The following is a 16,244-nucleotide window of genomic DNA, read 5'->3' on the forward strand; positions in this document are numbered from 1 at the left end:
ATTTAAGAACAAAATCTCTTTGCCAAGAAGAAGCAATTTTCAAAACCGTTTTCATCCACTGAGACAGAGCGGGCACCAGGCAGCGTTTTTTTATTTAAATTGGTTAGAACATTCCCTGAAGGCATTTCTATTAGAAGTCTTGTGCCATACTCACAAAGCAAAGAGCTGATTTCATACCAACGGACTGGATGGGAAACATTAAAAGCGAGATCCTCCCTAATTTGCTCCGAATTCCTTATTAACCTGGCTTTTCTATTTGAGGCATAGAGAACAACCGGAGAACGAATATTGATATGTGCAAGCTTGTCATATAAGGAATCACCAACAGAATTTAGCAATGGACAATGTGATGGCACACTTACGTTAAGAAGCTCAGCTGTCCTTGCACCACCTTGACTCGCTTGATCGAGAACCTTATTGATACCTGGAATGGAACCAGAAATTGTGATTTGATCGGCTGCATTAATATTGGAGGAATATACCGGGTTCTCTTCTGAAAATATTGCTTCAACCATATCACATACCGACTTTGCATCTAAACCTGAAATCACCCCCATCCCATAACCCGATGGAAAAGCCTGTTCCATCAGTACACCTCTAAGTTTTACAATCTTCAAAGCATCGGCAAAATCCATCGCCCCGCAAGTAACTGCAGCGCCAAAGGCACCGACTGAATGGCCTGCCACAAAATCCGGCCGCACCCCTTCTGCTTCGAATGCTTTTGATACAGCCACTGACGCAATAAGCAAAGACAATTGAACTGATACAGTGGAAGTCAATGCCTCAGCAGTATCGAGATTATAAATATTTTCACCAATTACATCACTTGCTTCTTGTAAAACTTCACCAACAGCAGAATGGTCAGGTAAGCTGTGAAGCATGCTTACTTTTTGTGAACCTTGGCCGGGAAATAAGAATGCAAGTTTCATCTGCTCCCCCTCCTACTTACCCAGCTTTCGTTTCATGCTGGCTATTACGTCCTGATTATGTCTTGTCAGAAGCACTGTAGCCTCTGCTATTTTTTCTTCTTTGAAAAGATTGATTAACATTTCATGTTCATGAACAGATTTTTCAATGTTCCCCTGGTGTGCGAAGGAAAGACTTTGAATCCTTAGGAGCGGCCACCCCAGACGGGAATACATGGTCTTAATTGTTTCACTTTTGCTCATTTCTATAAGGGTCGTATGAAATGAATGATTCAATTGTGTGTATTGATGAATATCAGAAACATTCTTCATATTGTCTAAAAGTACTGACATGTTTTGCAGTCCCTGTTCATCAATCCCATTCCTGTTGATTCTATCCATTGCCATAGACTCTAGCATCATTCGAATCTCAAGAAGATCGTAAATTTCATTTTCTGTATAATCTTTGACTATTGCTCCTTTTCGGGGAATCCTTTCAACAAGTCCTTCAATCGAGAGTAAGTAAATTGCCTCTCTCACTGGTGCACGGCTTGTTCCATACTCCTCAGCATAAATATGTTCTATTAATTTTTCTCCAGGTACTAACTCCCCTTTGATAATTTGTTCAGTGATGTGTTCAGCTATATGATTTGATAAGGCATTCTGATTAATTTTATCCGATTTCATGACACTGTCCCCTTCAGCAGAAAATAGTTTGGTCGACTGTCGATTCTATTATAACGCCTTATTTTCAATAATTCAATATTTTAAGAAAATTATAAAAATTTATTGACTTTTCCTTTTCTTCCGTTTTATTATGAGTTCTAGGAATACAGTCGACTGTAGATTCTAAAATTGCAAACGCTTTCTTTTAATTGTTTTATCCTACACCTTTGTCCAGACAGTTTAACAAAAGTTATAGTTCTGTCCCTTTGCCCTTAGCAAAAAATTTAAAGGAGAGATTAAATGGTCATTTATGGTGTTGCTTTACTATCCTTCTGCTTGTTATCGGGTGTTTTTTTGGGAGATTTCCTTGGTACTATTCTGGGGATCGACGCAAATGTTGGCGGTGTAGGTATTGCTATGCTGATGCTAATTCTGCTCGTGGAATACCTTAAGAAAAAGGATAAATTGAATAATCAAACCCAGGAAGGATTATCCTTTTGGAGTGCCATGTATATTCCTATTGTTATAGCAATGTCAGCTCAGCAAAATGTTGTAGCTGCTTTGGATGGAGGGCCTCTAGCCCTTACTGCCGGGGTCGCAGCAGTCTTTATAAGCTGGGCATTTGTTCCTCTTTTAAGCAGGGGCGGCAATGTTAATGAAACACTTGAAAGTGAAATCCCTGGAGGTGACCAGCGTGTTAGAAATATTAGGTAATGCACTTATAGACAACGGTCTTATTGTCGCCTTTACAGTTGTAGGAATTACAATGTTTCTCTCTTATTTTCTCTCTGACAAATTAACAAAGGGCCGAATCCATGGATCCGCAATAGCAATTGCTCTTGGACTGGTGCTTGCATATATTGGCGGAGTGGTAACAGGAGGGGAAAAAGGCTTATCAGACATCGGCATCTTTGCAGGTATCGGTTTGATGGGTGGAGGAATGCTCCGTGACTTTGCCATTGTGGCTACCGCCTTTGGAGCCAATTTCAGTGAAATAAAAAAAGCTGGAGTTAACGGTGTAGTTTCCCTCTTCTTGGGAGTAATACTCTCCTTTGTTGTAGGTGTTGTAATTGCTTTGGCCTTTGGCTATACAGACGCGGTTAGCCTAACAACCATTGGTGCTGGGACAGCCACATACATAGTTGGCCCTGTAACAGGAACAGCTTTAGGTGCTAGTTCAGAGGTCATAACCCTAAGTATTGCTGCTGGTTTAGTGAAGTCCATTCTTACAATGATCGGAACTCCTTTTATTGCAAAATACATTGGATTAAATAACCCTCGTACTGCCATGGTATATGGAGGACTAATGGGAACAACTAGCGGAGTAGCCGGCGGATTGGCTGCAACTGATCCAAAACTAGTTCCATATGGAGCTGTTACTGCAACTTTTTACACTGGACTAGGTTGCCTTCTAGCACCTTCTGTTCTTTTTTTAATGACAAAAGCTGTTTTCGGATAAACTATTTGTCTATTAATTTGATTATAAAAAAAGCGGCTTTTGCCGCTTTTTTTATACTATTTACATATTATTTATAAGATATTAATCAGGAACTGGACTAAAACTTCACAAATTATATGATTATTCTTTTGTTGTTCTAAACGTATCAAAAATCAACATAAAAAGGCTGAAACTCCTCATTCAAACAATAGTCAATCCTCTGCCTGAAATTCTTCCAAGTAACCATTTCCATGGCATCCTCAATAGGAAAAAAACCAACTTCCAGACTCTCTAAACTGGTTGTCAATTTTCCCCCAACCGGTTTCCCCAGAAATAAAGTATTGCATATGCAGTCACTGACATTTTGGAAAACACCGCAGAATTTGGTAATTTCTATCTCGATGCCTGACTCTTCCTTCGTCTCTCTGATTGCTGCATTTTTTAGAGACTCTCCCTCTTCAACCTGTCCGCCTGGCATTTCCCATCCTCTTCGCGGACCTTTGATCAGCAAAATTTCATTATTTTCATTTAAGACAATGGCAGCTGCTGAAACAATATGTTTTGGCGGGTTCATTTTATCAACCTGCTTTCATAAAAATTTTATTTTGATCGCTTTAATGGATGAATTTTACCGATATTTTGCATATATGCGTCACTTTCGGATTTTAAGAACCACTTTGGGACTTTTGTGTACACTTTTTTATTTTATGAGCCACTTTGGGATTTTTACGTGCAACTTTTTTCATTTATGAACCACTTTTGACTTCTTTGCACCACTTTTCAAATTTATGCATCTCTTACTGTATTGAACAGATTTTCAAGCTTTTAACTAACAATACCCATTTACCTTTCTTCCAAGTATTTTACATATAATCCCATATCCTCTTGACCCTTCAACACAATGACCTTTTAGGAATAATAACCCAACAAAAGGAAAAAGATATAATTTATACATACCAAACCGCTTTTCAGGAGGCTTAGGAATGCATCAGAACAAGACACGTTTAACGGCTGCTGAAATTGCTTCCCTTTGGACATCATATATGAATGACAGCATGGCAAAGTGCGTTTTAGGATTTATGCTTAAGCATCTGGAAGATAAGGAAATAAAAGGAGTGGTCCAATATGCGTATGATTTGGCATCCGGCCATTTGAAGAAGCTGGTGAAGTTTTATAAACAGGACGAGCTTGCCCTTCCTGATGGTTTTTCAGACAATGACGTCAATATGGGAGCACCCTGGCTTTTCTCTGATATCTTCTGTTTAACCTATGTAAATCATATGGCAAGGACAGGGTTGATTTCGTATGGGGGCTTTCTATCCATGAGTTCCAGGGAAGACATCTGCGATTACTATACAAAAGGGTTGTATGATACCTCCGTTCTCTATAATAAATCCAATAGGATTGCACTTAAAAAAGGACTCCTTGCGAGACATCCATCTATTGAAACACCTAATGTAACTGAGTATATAGATAGCAAGAATTATTTAAGCGGATTGAATCCGCTGGTGAATAAAAGGCCCTTAAATGCAATTGAGATTTCCCATTTATACATGAATGTTATGACCAACGCGATGGGTGTGAATTTAAGCCTCAGTTTTGCCCAGACCTCCCCTTCTAAAGAGGTTTCAGATTTTATGCTTAGGGGAGCTGAAATAGCAAATAAGCATATTAAAATTTTTACAGATATTTTGCTGCAAAATGATATTCCTACCCCTCGTTTGCCTGATGTCAGTGTAAGCAATTCGGTAACAAAGACCTTCTCAGATAAATTGGTAATGTTTCATATTAGTTTAATTAGCGCGGCAGGAACCGGGAATTATGCAACAGCAGCTGCAGCGAGCCAGCGAAGTGATTTAGCCATGAATTATGAGCGTTTATCCATTGAAATTGCCAAGTACGCCAAAACCGGGGCTGATATCATGATCAAACACCATTGGATGGAGAAGCCTCCTGGCACGAAAGACCGCAAAAAACTGGCCAGCAGTAAAAAAGGCTCCTGAAGGTAACAGTTCGGTTCTAAGAATTAGGCTCTGTAAAACTTACATGCGGTTTCCGCTCCAGGGACTCAGCGAACCAATCAACAACAAAGCTTTAACACAGAAAAGAATTAACAAAAGAGCATAAAGGCTCTTTTTTGTTTTTCCGCAACCCTTTTTAATATTCTTCCTTCAATATGATGTGCCGGTTCCCAGGAGACATACTCGATTGTGCCAATAAGTTTACCGCTCTCTTTGAGCTCTATCTCCCATGGCACTGTTTTATTATTTTCGTATTGCTCCATTACATAATGGATAAAAGCTTCGGTGTCTGCTAAGCTTTTATGATTTGGGAATGGAACATATTTAGTTACTTCAATGGATGATGTGTATGTATGCATATCCTCAATGTCCCCCAAATTGAGCTTTCTGAGCATAAGGCGATCTGTTTCTAATTTGGGCACATTAAAGTTCACTGATTTCATCTATCGACCATCCTTTTTTAAAAAAAGTATTCTACTATCCTTCTTTCAAAGCACATTTCACCACCAGCGCCAGCACCTCATGCCATCCCTTGAAATAATCTGATACTCTTATTGGATCAATCAATATTCTTTCCGCAGATTCAAACTTTCCTTCAAAGTCATGCATATTCTTAATATTCATTCGGTAATATACCTGATACCCTAACTTGGGATAAGGACTGCTTTCATCCCATTGTGAGTTCTCACTATGATCAACGATAACATGTCCCAAAAGCACACATTCCCCTTCCACATAGCCTTCTTCCATTGCTTCACGTTTAAAGCATTGTTCCGGGGTTTCATCCTGTTCAATATGTCCACCGGGAATATCCCAGCCGCGGTGATTTAAATTTACTAACAAAAGTTTGCCTTTATAAAAACAAAGCCCATGTACGCTAGTAATTAAATCATACTCTGGTAGCTGTATTGCCTCCCGCCAAGTTAGTTTGACTTTTGCTTGACCCCAATTTACATAGGTTGAAGTCATTTGTTTCTCCCCATTTCTGAATAATTTTCCACTTAATCACATTCTGATATGTTCTTAATACCTCTCCAGGTGCAAAATTTTGTCCGCAATGCTTTGTCTTAAAGATTTTTCTGGAAAAATGATATAATACTAAAGTATTTTGCAAAAAGAAAGGCTTGATCCTATTGGCAATGACGAAGAAAAAGCGTGTTTTAAAAGAAGTAAGACAGATAGTCATGATTACGATTGGAGCCATAATCGCAGCAGCGGGGCTTGAGTTTTTCCTGGTTCCCAATAATATTCTGGATGGCGGTGTGATCGGCCTTTCAATCATTGCTGCCGAGTTAACCGGGATGACCATGAGTTTATTCCTGATTATATTGAATTTGCCATTCCTTTATATTGGCTATAGAAAAATCGGGACCAAGTTTACCATACATACTTTATATGGGGTTATCGTTCTATCTGCAAGTACAGCTTATTTGCATCATTTTGAACCGGTAACAGATGACTTATTTTTAGCGACGATTATTGGAGCAGTTATCCTCGGAACAGGTGTAGGCCTCGTAATTAGAACTGGCGGTTCATTGGATGGAACAGAGATTATCGCTATCCTCGTCAGCAAGAAGCGTCCTGTATCAGTAGGCCAATTTATCATGATTATCAATGTATTCATCTTCATACTGGCTGCATTCCTGGTTTTCAGCTGGGAAACAGCTATGTACTCGATTATCACTTATTATATCGCTTATAAGATGATTGATATTGTCGTCGAAGGTTTGGAAGAGTTAAAGTCGGTTACAATTATTTCCGATGTTCCCGAAGAGATATCTGATGCACTTATTAAACAATTAGGCCGCGGAATGACCTATATTCAAGGCCAGGGTGTTTTTACAGGCGAGCCAAAGAAAATAATTTATACGATTGTGACCCGAATTGAATTATCTACATTGCGCTCGATTGTGGAAGACATCGATCCAAATGCCTTAGTGGCTATTGAGAATATTGCAGATGTTAGCGGAAGCAATTTTGATAAAGGGCCCTCACATTAATCCGATCATAAGTAAAAAAAAAGGCAGTCTCTCACTAGAATGAGGGACTGCCTTTTTTGTTAAATAAACAGCAGCAAACTTAGTGCCATAACCGCCATCCCGGCGACGAGACCGTAAATGGACGTATGGGCTTCATCATATTTCTTCGCAGCCGGCAATAATTCATCAAGAGAGATAAACACCATGATGCCTGCTACCGCGGCAAAAATGACGCCAAACATAATATCGTTTAAGTAAGGCATAAGAATCAGATAAGCCACCAACGCCCCAATCGGCTCAGAGAGCCCGGATAAGAATGATAGCTTAAAAGCTTTCTTTTTGCTTCCTGTTGCATAATAAACTGGTACCGACACAGCAATCCCCTCTGGAATGTTGTGAATGGCAATTGCTGCTGCAATGGCAATCCCCAGACCCGGATCCTGAAGTGCTGATGTAAAAGTCGCAATACCTTCCGGGAAGTTATGGATGCCAATGGCCAATGCTGCAAAGGTACCCATTTTTAACAGCCCTTGATGCTCAGCAACCTTGCTAGGGTCATTCATCTCCTCTACTGTTCTCACTTCATGCGGATTATCTTGTTTTGGAATAAATCTATCTATTAATGCGATTAGGATCATTCCGCCAAAGAAGCCGCCCACTGTTGCCCAGTTCCCGCTTACTACACCCATTGCCCCTACCAGTGCATCCTTCGCTTTAACAAAAATTTCAATCATGGATACATAAATCATGACTCCTGCAGAAAAGCCGAGTGCTAAAGATAAAAACTTTGTATTTGTTCTAGAAGTAAAAAACGCCATTAAACTGCCAATCCCTGTCGCTAAACCGGCGAACAACGTTAAACTAAACGCAAATAAGACTTCCTGCGACATTTTCTTCTCTCCTTTTTCACTGTTGCCAAAAAAGTTTCTCTAGGGCAACTTTTGTGTTAAAAAAATATATATCCATTTTTATAAAGTATATGCGATTACCTTAAAAAGTTTCCTTTGGTAAACATTTTATCTCCAAGGCAAACTAAATGCAATGAAAAGATTTTTTGTATAGAAGTCTGCAAATAAATTTTTTATCATTTCCCTTAAACATTATAAGAATATCTTTAGTAAGTGTGCATTATTTTAAAAGATAAATTACCTTTAAAAATAAAGTAAAAACAAATTTCACAAAAGCAATTTCACAAAAAAAACTCCGCTGAGGCAAACAGCTGGTTTCATTTTAAAAGCTTATTTCCAACCACGCTTTAATTTGAAGAGCTCTTTAAAAAAATTAATGTCCAGGGGCAATTCTGTTTGCGCTTTTATCAGCTGTTCATATGTACGATCTGATGAATTATTATCTATACCTATAACGTTTATCTTACCCCCATAATCCTGGTCTGCCACATAACTCAAGGTTTGAAAAATGGATTCTTCTCCATTAAATGCTGCCACAAGCAAGGTTACATCATCATTAGGCTGCTGGTTTTTTAAAGAAGGCTGCCTGTCCAAAAGAAGGCTCATAACGAGAAAAGCATTCATATAACCCGGTGCATAAGCGATACCTCCGATCATGATTATCGCTAAGGGCAGAGAAATAAAATCCTCCAGCAAGTGCAATGAAAGATAAATGGAAAAAGCAAGCCAAACCAACGAAATAAGATGGCTGAACACAAATTTCTTATTAATTGATATATTAAAGTTTATTTTTCCTGCGTATTATTTTTGGTTATACATAAGTCATGCTTGGCTGCATATAATCACCTTTAAATACTAATATATAAATACAAAATATATTATTTTTGAGGGGGAGTAACTGTAAATTAATGCTATCTCATATGATCTGGAACAAAAAATCCCCTGTCAGATTGACTTGCAGAAACATCATAACTTGTTCCTTTAGTCTGTCTGCTACAGGGGAAAATCAATATAGAAATTTTACATTTAACACAGCCTTAATATTAGAAATTGGTAATGTTCTCTCTTTCTAACTTTTTCTTTAACATCCCTTTTATTGTCCACTATAGCTACCCTCAAGCTCATCAATCAGGCTGCCGACATGATCAACTGCCTCCCGGATAGGATCAGGTTTGGACATATCAACGCCTGCTTTTTTAATCAATTCAAGAGGCTTGAGAGTTCCGCCGGCTCTTAATACATTCAGCCAGCTTTCGACTGCGGGCTTGCCTTCCTCTATCATTTGTTTGGATACGATCGTAGACACGGTTAGACCAGCTGAATAGGTATACGGATACAGTCCCATATAATAATGAGGCTGATGCATCCAAGTTAGGCTGGCTCCTTCATCGATTTCAACCGTGTCACCCCAGAACTTCTTGAGAACATCTACTTTTTGCTCAGACAGCACACTTGCTGTTAATGGTTCACCGTCCTCGGCTAATTTGTAAACTCTCCTCTGCAGCTCTCCTTCCAGCAAATGAGTGACAAAGTTATGATAATACGTACCCAGCTGCTGGAGAATGACCCAGCGCTTTGTCCGATTATCATTCGTTTTGGAGAGGAGATGGTTGCTGAGCAGCATCTCGTTCATGGTGGATGGTGCCTCAATAAAATATCTTGATGGCCTTGTATTCACCATTCTCTGATTTTTTCCTGCAAGGTAAAAATGTCCCGCATGACCCAGTTCATGTGCAAGCGTATAGGCCCCGCGCATTGTATCCGGCCAAGTCATCAGTACATATGGGTGGGCTCCGTATGGGCTGGAACAGAATGCGCCTGTTGATTTCCCGATATTATCTGCATAATCAACCCATCTTTCCGTTAAAGCTGTATTAATCATATCCATATATTCTGGACCCATAATTTCCAAGGCTTCCTTCACTGTTTCTGAAGCTTCCTCGTAGCTTGTTTCAATCTTAAAGTCTGGATCAAGCGGTGCTTTAATATCAGCAAAAGCCATCTTGTCCAATCCCAGAACACGTTTCTTCAGATTCGCATATTTTCGCATGTGCGGCGCCAATTCTTCCTGAATGACATCCAGCTGGTTATGGTACATTTCCTTCGTGACCTGCTGGGGCTGAAGCAGCATGTCCGTAACAGAATCATAGCTTCGCAAACGCGCCGTTGTCACTTCATGATTTACATTCGCTGCATAAGCTGCCGCAAAAGTATGCTTATACTGGTTTAATGTTTTATTGAAAGAATCATAGGCATTTCTGCGAACCTCGGTGGAAGGAGATGAGCTGTACTTTCCTGCATACAGAGCAAAAGAAAGCGGCCATTCGTTTCCTTCTTCATCTGTAAATGAATCAAACTGCATATCAGACAGCTTTCCACGGTTGTAAATGTTGTACGGTGCACTGAATAGTGAGCCTAGGGCTGCCAAAACCTCTTCTGTTTCCTCGCCTAGTGCATGGGGCTTCCTTTCATGCAAATCAGCGAAATACTTTTCAAAAAGCTGCAGCCCCTGTTCTTCCTCTTTAAACTTTTTAACCTTCTCTTCAGGCAGGGCTATAATTTCATTTTCCACAAACGATAGTACTGCATTCAGTTCAGACCGTGCCTCCGACGCTTTTGCTGAGTCTTTCTGTCTCTCAGTCTCTGTATTGTCTACGGACAAACGCAAATCCGCATACATGGATACTAAATTAAATCGCTCAAGCAGCTTTTCTTTTGCTTCCAGGCAATCCAGCAGTACTTTTGCGCTCTCCTGAAGTCTGCCTTTGTACATTGTTACGTTTGAAAGATCTTCTTTTACGGCCTGTAATTCTTTTTCCCACTCACCCTTGGTTTCAAAAAGAGCGGTCAGGTCCCACTTTTGATTTTTGGGGACATCCTCCCGCTTCATTCTGTCTGCTGTTTTATTTTTCATCTCTGAACCTCCATTTCAAATACATTATTATATTTGGTCTTCATTTATTGCTCCCATTACTAGCTATACCACAACATGAATGCAGTAACCTTTTTCCCAGGCCTCTCCGCCTCTATTTCTCCGGGTATGTCTCCCGCAAAAATTTAATCGATTGATGGATTAGTTCCTTTAAAACATCCACATCGATATCCGCCACTTTGTTTATGTACACACAAGCCTTTCCAGAAGTATGCTTTCCAAATTTCTTAAGCAGTTCTTCACGCTTCGTATCACCTGTTGCAAAATATAAACTGATTTTTGCTTTTCTCGGCGAGAAGCCTACAAGCGGCGCATCGCCTTCATGGCCTGTCCCATATTTGTAATGGTAGGATCCAAACCCAATAATGCTTGGCCCCCACATTTTAGCCTGATACCCGGTTGTTTCCGTAAAAATATCCAGCAGTTTATAAGCATCCTCACGCTTTTTCAGACTTTCGACCTTTTCTATAAACTCAATGACACTGTTATCATTCTCTTTTGTTTTTAATTCGTACATTCTCAGGTCCTCCTTATATTGAAATGATATAGACTTCTCTAAATCAGTTTTTATTCCTTCTTTTTTCTATTTGGCTGCCTTTTTTAAGAAGCCCCAGCAGCAACGAGTTGCACGATAAATCGGAAAAGTGGCACATAAATCTTAAGATTTGGTTCATAAAAATAAAAAGTTACTCGCAAATAGGCGAAAGTGGTTCATATAATTAAAAAGTTGCACATAAGCAAAGAATTTCACTCAAAAAGATTCGGTTCCACTTATAAAAATCTGTAGTTTCCTCAACAATTCTTCCACTTTAAAAGAAATTCCATTCGAAAACATCAAAAAGAGCAATCCAATTCGATTGCTCTTCTCTAGATTCCTCTATTTTAAGAAAGTCCCCTGCATGTATTCCTGATAAGCTACTCGGATTTCTTCTTCTGTATTCATGACAAACGGACCGCGTGCTACAACCGGCTCTTTTATAGGCTTGCCTGCATACAGCAAAAAGCGCAATGGCTCTTCAGCTGTAATATTAATTTCGCCTGCTTCATTATCCCCTCCATGACCTAGTTCCAGGACCTGTCCCTTGGAAGCGCGAACTTCATTTTCCCCAAAAAACCCGCTGCCTTCTATTATATAAATGATTCCCTTATAGCTGTCGGGCAAGTCCTGTGAAACTGAAGTACCTGCTTCCATCCTTGCCTCAACCATCGTTACAGGCACATGATTAAAGTAGGGGAAACAACATCTTTTGATGAACCGGAAAAAATACGGATAGCAGCACCCTCTTCTTCTCTGACTGGAACTTCATTGCCTTTAAGATTTTGATACCTTGGCTCAGTCATTTTCTTTTCTCGGGGAAGGTTGATCCATAGCTGCAGGGAGTGCGCTGTTATACCTTCTGATGGCACTTCATTATGGACCACTCCGCTGCCAGCAGTCATCCATTGTACATCACCAGGCCCCAGAACGCCCCCTTCACCTGAATGGCTGTCAAAATGCTCGATTGCTCCATCAATGACATATGTAACGGTTTCGATTCCACGATGAGGGTGGATATCAAAGGCACCTTTTTGAAACTTATCTTCCATAAGAAGCAAAAATGGATCATACTTTTCCCAATTTCCCGGCTCAATGACTGGTCCAGCCGCATGGATGGGAGTAATTTCACGCAAATGTACATCCCTTACTGCAGTAATCTCGCGTTTAAAAATGTTCTTGTTTTCCATCCTCAATTCTCCCCTTCAAATGGTGAAAAGAGCAATCGGCTTCAACCGATTGCTCCTCCAATTAAAATCCATTACTGATTCCCTTTTTTAACCCATTCCGCAACAGTTATTGTACGCTTTGCCTGGTGCTTTACTGCTGCCTCTACATCTTCAATCATTTTTCCATCCTGGTCAACGGTTACGCTCGTTCCGTAAGGATTTCCGCCAGCTCCGAAAATAACAGGATCTGTATATCCTGGTGTCGCAACAATAGCACCCCAGTGGTACATCGTTGTGTAAAGTGAAAGGATGGTTGCTTCCTGACCGCCATGCGGATTTTGAGCAGATGTCATCGCACTTACCACCTTATTGGCAAGCTTTCCTTGAGCCCAGAGACCTCCAGTTGTATCAAGGAATTGCTTCATTTGGGAAGGCATGTTGCCGAATCGTGTTGGAACGCTGAAGATAATGGCATCAGCCCATTCGAGGTCATCACCTGTTACTTCAGGAACGTCTTTCGTTGCCTCAACAGTGGCTTTCCATGCCGGATTGCCTTCGATTGCAGATTGTGGTGCCAATTCAGGCACCTTTAATACCTTAACTTCTGCACCCGCTTCCTTTGCACCTTCTTCTGCCCATTTTGATAATTGATAATTAGTGCCGCCCATGCTGTAATAGATAACTGCTAATTTTACGTTTGCCATATTTACCGTCTCCTTTTTAGTTGAATTTCCAAATAACCTTGATAGAAAACCCATGTCTGCACCGCCTATTCTTTCATTCTCTTCCCTTTTTACTAATCCAATTAACTATTTTTATATTTGTTTATACCAGCGGGCTGCTGCTTGTACTTCCCCAATGGTTAATTGGTGTCCATGATTTTCCCAATGAAGTTCTACTTTTGCTCCGGCATTTTCCAATAATGACTGTAAATCTGTTGATTCCTCCGCAGGACAGATCGGGTCATTTGTCCCAGCAGCAATAAATACTGGAATACCTTGCAAATCCGGAAGATCCACACCTCTTCTTGGCACCATCGGATGGTGAAGAATGGCCGCTTTTAAAGCATTTTGATAGTGGAATAATAAACTGCCTGCGATATTGGCTCCATTCGAGTATCCAACCGCCACCATATTTTTACGGTCAAACCCATACTTTTCAGCCGCTTCATCAAGAAACTCATTTAATTCCTTTGTGCGGAAAATCAAATCCTCTTCATCAAAAATGCCTTCAGCCAACCTGCGGAAAAATCGCGGCATGCCATTTTCAAGCACATTACCGCGAACACTCAATACTGAAGCTTCCGTGTCAATATGACTGGCTAGCGGAAGCAGGTCGGATTCCGTACCGCCAGTTCCGTGCAGCAATAATAATGTTGGTTTAGAAGGATCTTTTCCTTTTTGAAAAATATGTTTCATCCACTCGTCTCCTTTATTTTCATTTATCAAGTTCTCTTACTTCAAATGGAATCAATCCCCGCTCGATGTAGTCCCTGATTTTTTCATATTGTTCAGGCAGCATTCATTTTTCGCCCATAGTCCCCGGCGATTCATCGTGCGCAAATCCCGGCGGATCAGTAGCTATTTCAAAAAGGATTTCTCAATGCTCCCTGAAAGGTGGTAAGTGCCTGGGTCATCAAAGTTGACTGTTTGCTTGACCAGTCGCAGGCCCAATACACCCGCATAAAGTCAGCATTCTCTTGAGGATAGCCTACGATCGCAGTAATATGATGGATACCCATTGTCTGCCCATATCATAACACCTCTTTCGTTCTATCCTATTAATTTGTCCTAACTGTATCCAATAAACCTCATTCTAATTCAAGTATTATCAATCCGAGATATAAGTTTAAAAAATTTTGTTTTCAGTTCTTTTTTTTATTTTTTCAAGAAGGTTGTTCAGATTTTCCATCTCAACTGGATTTAACTCTTCAAAAAAAGAATCCACCCATTTTTCATGCTCCGGCATAATATCATCAAGTATTCGTTTTCCTTTTTCTGTAAGTGAAATATGAATTGCCCGGCGATCTTTTGGACATGCTACCCGTTTCGTAAAGCCTTTTTCCACGAGCTTATCAATCACATAAGTCATGGAACCGCTCGTAATTAAAATCCTTTTCCCAATCTCGTGGATTGTTTGCATGTCTTTATGATAAAGAACCTCTAAAACCGAAAATTCCGTCATGCTTAGGCTGTAGCTGGCGATATTTGTCCTAACACGTTCCTGAATGGACTTGGACGTTTGCATCAGCAGGAGGAATGTTTGGTTGGGACAAGGTCTTTCCATGTTATCACCCTCTCTCTCGATATCTCGAATTAACTTATCTCGATTTCAAGATAATCATAAAATACATTAATGATCATGTCAAGGGACTGTCTCTGTTTAAAACTATATTTTTCTCATTCCACATATTGACACCCCTTTAAACATAAAGGTATATATAAATTATAATGTTGGAATTTTCAAAAATATAAATGATTGGAGTGAGGGAATGTATAAAGCTTATTGCAGGGTCTATCAGAGAACATTTAAACTGGTCTCCCCTATCCTTCCATGGCGCGAACCCAAATTAATAGAGGGAATAAATAGCCTGGACAGACTGCCTGATTTTATTAAAACGATAGCAATCAGCAGGATATTAATCGTAACAGACAGCGGAATCCGTTCGCTTGGGTTAATGGATGGCTTTCTTCAAGGGTTGCATAACAGAGGTATTGAGTTTTTCATTTATGATAAAACTGTTCCGAATCCAACCATAGAGAATATCGAGGAAGCACTTGAATTATATAAGAACAATCATTGCCAGGGGATTATCGCTTTTGGCGGAGGTTCGCCAATGGACTGCGCAAAAGGTGTAGGTGCCCGTGTCGCCAGGCCAGATAAGAGCATTTCACAAATAAAAGGGCAATTTAAAATTAGAAAGGAAATTCCTCCTCTATTCGCAGTTCCAACAACTGCAGGTACAGGCAGTGAAGCAACTGTAGCTGCGGTGATAACGGATAGCCGCACCCACGAAAAGTATGCAATTATTGATCTCAACCTTATGCCTCATTATGCAGTGCTCGATCCTCTGCTTACAGTACAACTGCCTCCCCATATTACAGCAGCAACAGGTCTTGATGCCTTAACCCATGCAGTTGAAGCCTACATTGGCAGAAGCAACACGCAGGAAACAAGGAAATACAGCACGGATGCAGTTAGGCTAATTTACGAAAATCTTTACGAGGCTTTCAGCAACGGAATGAATTTGCATGCAAGAGCCAATATGCAAAAAGCTGCCTATTTGGCTGGAGCCGCTTTCACTAGAGCATATGTTGGGAATGTACATGCCATCGCCCATACGCTCGGAGGATTTTATTCAGTTCCTCACGGGCTGGCAAATGCAGTGATTCTCCCTTATGTTCTTGAGCACTATGGAAAGGCTGTGTATAAGCCTTTAGCCGAATTGGCTGATGCAGCCGGGATTGTTGAGGATTCAGATACTATTGAGGAAAAAGCAGTAAAGTTTATCAACAGCATTAAATCCCTAAACTGCAAAATGGATATACCGCCAAAAGTCAGTGGTATTAAAGACAGTGATATCCCAATAATGGCTGAACGTGCTTTGAAAGAAGCCAATCCTCTTTATCCAGTTCCGAAAATCTTTAACAGAGATGACATGTTAAAGCTCTATCGGCTCATAAAAGAATAA

17 protein-coding genes and 3 pseudogenes are annotated in these 16,244 nt (G+C 40.2%); 5 read left to right on the forward strand and 15 right to left on the reverse strand.

What is annotated here, in order from left to right; translation table 11 throughout:
* Positions 1-2: 2 nt before the first annotated feature.
* Positions 3-929, reverse strand: a complete 927-nt coding sequence (gene mdcH, locus IQ19_RS03595) for a malonate decarboxylase subunit epsilon (protein ID WP_144539887.1) — start codon at positions 927-929, stop codon at positions 3-5.
* A gap of 12 nt (positions 930-941) precedes the next feature.
* Positions 942-1,592 carry a GntR family transcriptional regulator gene (locus tag IQ19_RS03600; protein WP_144539889.1) on the reverse strand — a complete coding sequence of 217 codons (651 nt, stop codon included), beginning with the start codon at positions 1,590-1,592 and terminating at the stop codon, positions 942-944.
* 279 nt (positions 1,593-1,871) lie between these two features.
* Here IQ19_RS03600 and madL point away from each other — a divergent pair, with 279 nt between their 5' ends.
* Complete coding sequence (madL, locus tag IQ19_RS03605; RefSeq protein WP_144539891.1) at positions 1,872-2,285, forward strand: malonate transporter subunit MadL; 414 nt, start codon at positions 1,872-1,874, stop codon at positions 2,283-2,285.
* Positions 2,266-3,030 (forward strand): malonate transporter subunit MadM, encoded by a 765-nt coding sequence (gene madM, locus IQ19_RS03610; protein ID WP_199749364.1) that lies wholly within the window; start codon positions 2,266-2,268, stop codon positions 3,028-3,030. The genes madL and madM overlap by 20 nt, the downstream gene beginning before the upstream one ends.
* 145 nt (positions 3,031-3,175) lie before the next feature.
* Here the strand turns inward: madM and IQ19_RS03615 are convergent, their stop codons facing one another.
* Complete coding sequence (locus IQ19_RS03615) at positions 3,176-3,583, reverse strand: NUDIX hydrolase (RefSeq protein ID WP_144539895.1); 408 nt, start codon at positions 3,581-3,583, stop codon at positions 3,176-3,178.
* Between the two features lie 409 nt (positions 3,584-3,992).
* Here IQ19_RS03615 and IQ19_RS03620 point away from each other — a divergent pair, with 409 nt between their 5' ends.
* The gene (locus tag IQ19_RS03620) at positions 3,993-5,012 is read left to right on the forward strand and encodes a DUF3231 family protein (protein WP_144539897.1); all 1,020 of its coding nucleotides are present in this window, start codon (positions 3,993-3,995) and stop codon (positions 5,010-5,012) included.
* Positions 5,013-5,119: 107 nt separating this feature from the next.
* On the opposite strand, the gene IQ19_RS03625 is transcribed toward IQ19_RS03620, so the two are convergent.
* Together IQ19_RS03625 and IQ19_RS03630 are read right to left on the reverse strand one after the other, a co-directional pair.
* A complete protein-coding gene (locus tag IQ19_RS03625) occupies positions 5,120-5,473 on the reverse strand; it encodes a GNAT family N-acetyltransferase (RefSeq protein WP_144539899.1) in 354 nt (117 codons plus the stop codon).
* A gap of 34 nt (positions 5,474-5,507) precedes the next feature.
* Positions 5,508-5,999, reverse strand: a complete 492-nt coding sequence (locus tag IQ19_RS03630; RefSeq protein WP_144539901.1) for an NUDIX domain-containing protein — start codon at positions 5,997-5,999, stop codon at positions 5,508-5,510.
* Positions 6,000-6,169: 170 nt separating this feature from the next.
* On the opposite strand from IQ19_RS03630, the gene IQ19_RS03635 reads away from it, so the two are divergent.
* On the forward strand, positions 6,170-7,030 hold the full coding sequence (locus IQ19_RS03635; RefSeq protein ID WP_144540097.1) for a YitT family protein: 861 nt from the start codon (positions 6,170-6,172) through the stop codon (positions 7,028-7,030).
* Between the two features lie 59 nt (positions 7,031-7,089).
* Here the strand turns inward: IQ19_RS03635 and zupT are convergent, their stop codons facing one another.
* The 10 genes and pseudogenes from zupT to IQ19_RS03680 form a co-directional block, all read right to left on the reverse strand.
* Positions 7,090-7,899, reverse strand: coding sequence for a zinc transporter ZupT (gene zupT, locus IQ19_RS03640; protein ID WP_144539903.1), 810 nt, complete (start codon positions 7,897-7,899; stop codon positions 7,090-7,092).
* A gap of 348 nt (positions 7,900-8,247) precedes the next feature.
* Complete coding sequence (locus IQ19_RS03645) at positions 8,248-8,673, reverse strand: glycosyltransferase family protein (protein ID WP_144539905.1); 426 nt, start codon at positions 8,671-8,673, stop codon at positions 8,248-8,250.
* A 337-nt stretch (positions 8,674-9,010) separates the two neighbouring features.
* Positions 9,011-10,831, reverse strand: a complete 1,821-nt coding sequence (pepF, locus tag IQ19_RS03650; RefSeq protein WP_144539907.1) for an oligoendopeptidase F — start codon at positions 10,829-10,831, stop codon at positions 9,011-9,013.
* A 112-nt stretch (positions 10,832-10,943) separates the two neighbouring features.
* Complete coding sequence (locus IQ19_RS03655; protein WP_144539909.1) at positions 10,944-11,366, reverse strand: DUF1801 domain-containing protein; 423 nt, start codon at positions 11,364-11,366, stop codon at positions 10,944-10,946.
* A gap of 360 nt (positions 11,367-11,726) precedes the next feature.
* Positions 11,727-12,574, reverse strand: a pseudogene (locus IQ19_RS03660) (pirin family protein).
* 71 nt (positions 12,575-12,645) lie between these two features.
* Positions 12,646-13,257, reverse strand: coding sequence for an NAD(P)H:quinone oxidoreductase (gene wrbA / locus IQ19_RS03665; protein ID WP_144539911.1), 612 nt, complete (start codon positions 13,255-13,257; stop codon positions 12,646-12,648).
* A gap of 111 nt (positions 13,258-13,368) precedes the next feature.
* Complete coding sequence (locus IQ19_RS03670) at positions 13,369-13,971, reverse strand: alpha/beta hydrolase (protein WP_144539912.1); 603 nt, start codon at positions 13,969-13,971, stop codon at positions 13,369-13,371.
* Between the two features lie 19 nt (positions 13,972-13,990).
* Positions 13,991-14,152, reverse strand: a pseudogene (locus IQ19_RS28385) (ring-cleaving dioxygenase); the annotation flags it as partial.
* A gap of 14 nt (positions 14,153-14,166) precedes the next feature.
* A pseudogene (locus tag IQ19_RS29250) lies at positions 14,167-14,294 on the reverse strand (VOC family protein); the annotation flags it as partial.
* A gap of 107 nt (positions 14,295-14,401) precedes the next feature.
* Positions 14,402-14,839, reverse strand: a complete 438-nt coding sequence (locus IQ19_RS03680) for a MarR family winged helix-turn-helix transcriptional regulator (protein WP_144539914.1) — start codon at positions 14,837-14,839, stop codon at positions 14,402-14,404.
* Positions 14,840-15,044: 205 nt separating this feature from the next.
* Between IQ19_RS03680 and IQ19_RS03685 the strand changes: the two genes are divergently transcribed.
* Positions 15,045-16,244, forward strand: a complete 1,200-nt coding sequence (locus tag IQ19_RS03685; RefSeq protein ID WP_144539916.1) for an iron-containing alcohol dehydrogenase — start codon at positions 15,045-15,047, stop codon at positions 16,242-16,244.

The sequence above is a fragment of the Cytobacillus oceanisediminis genome (genome assembly GCF_007830235.1).
Classification (GTDB): domain Bacteria; phylum Bacillota; class Bacilli; order Bacillales; family Cytobacillaceae; genus Cytobacillus; species Cytobacillus oceanisediminis.

Excerpts from the sequence above, each read along its gene's own strand:
- IQ19_RS03625 (WP_144539899.1), bottom strand. The coding sequence starts at position 5,473 with ATGAAATCAGTGAACTTTAATGTGCCCAAATTAGAAACAGATCGCCTT.
- zupT (WP_144539903.1), bottom strand. The coding sequence starts at position 7,899 with ATGTCGCAGGAAGTCTTATTTGCGTTTAGTTTAACGTTGTTCGCCGGT.
- wrbA (WP_144539911.1), bottom strand. The coding sequence starts at position 13,257 with ATGGCAAACGTAAAATTAGCAGTTATCTATTACAGCATGGGCGGCACT.
- IQ19_RS03670 (WP_144539912.1), bottom strand. The coding sequence starts at position 13,971 with ATGAAACATATTTTTCAAAAAGGAAAAGATCCTTCTAAACCAACATTA.
- IQ19_RS03635 (WP_144540097.1), top strand. The coding sequence starts at position 6,170 with ATGACGAAGAAAAAGCGTGTTTTAAAAGAAGTAAGACAGATAGTCATG.
- madL (WP_144539891.1), top strand. The coding sequence starts at position 1,872 with ATGGTCATTTATGGTGTTGCTTTACTATCCTTCTGCTTGTTATCGGGT.
- IQ19_RS03600 (WP_144539889.1), bottom strand. The coding sequence starts at position 1,592 with ATGAAATCGGATAAAATTAATCAGAATGCCTTATCAAATCATATAGCT.
- IQ19_RS03630 (WP_144539901.1), bottom strand. The coding sequence starts at position 5,999 with ATGACTTCAACCTATGTAAATTGGGGTCAAGCAAAAGTCAAACTAACT.
- IQ19_RS03685 (WP_144539916.1), top strand. The coding sequence starts at position 15,045 with ATGTATAAAGCTTATTGCAGGGTCTATCAGAGAACATTTAAACTGGTC.
- IQ19_RS03655 (WP_144539909.1), bottom strand. The coding sequence starts at position 11,366 with ATGTACGAATTAAAAACAAAAGAGAATGATAACAGTGTCATTGAGTTT.
- pepF (WP_144539907.1), bottom strand. The coding sequence starts at position 10,831 with ATGAAAAATAAAACAGCAGACAGAATGAAGCGGGAGGATGTCCCCAAA.
- mdcH (WP_144539887.1), bottom strand. The coding sequence starts at position 929 with ATGAAACTTGCATTCTTATTTCCCGGCCAAGGTTCACAAAAAGTAAGC.
- IQ19_RS03615 (WP_144539895.1), bottom strand. The coding sequence starts at position 3,583 with ATGAACCCGCCAAAACATATTGTTTCAGCAGCTGCCATTGTCTTAAAT.
- IQ19_RS03620 (WP_144539897.1), top strand. The coding sequence starts at position 3,993 with ATGCATCAGAACAAGACACGTTTAACGGCTGCTGAAATTGCTTCCCTT.
- IQ19_RS03680 (WP_144539914.1), bottom strand. The coding sequence starts at position 14,839 with ATGGAAAGACCTTGTCCCAACCAAACATTCCTCCTGCTGATGCAAACG.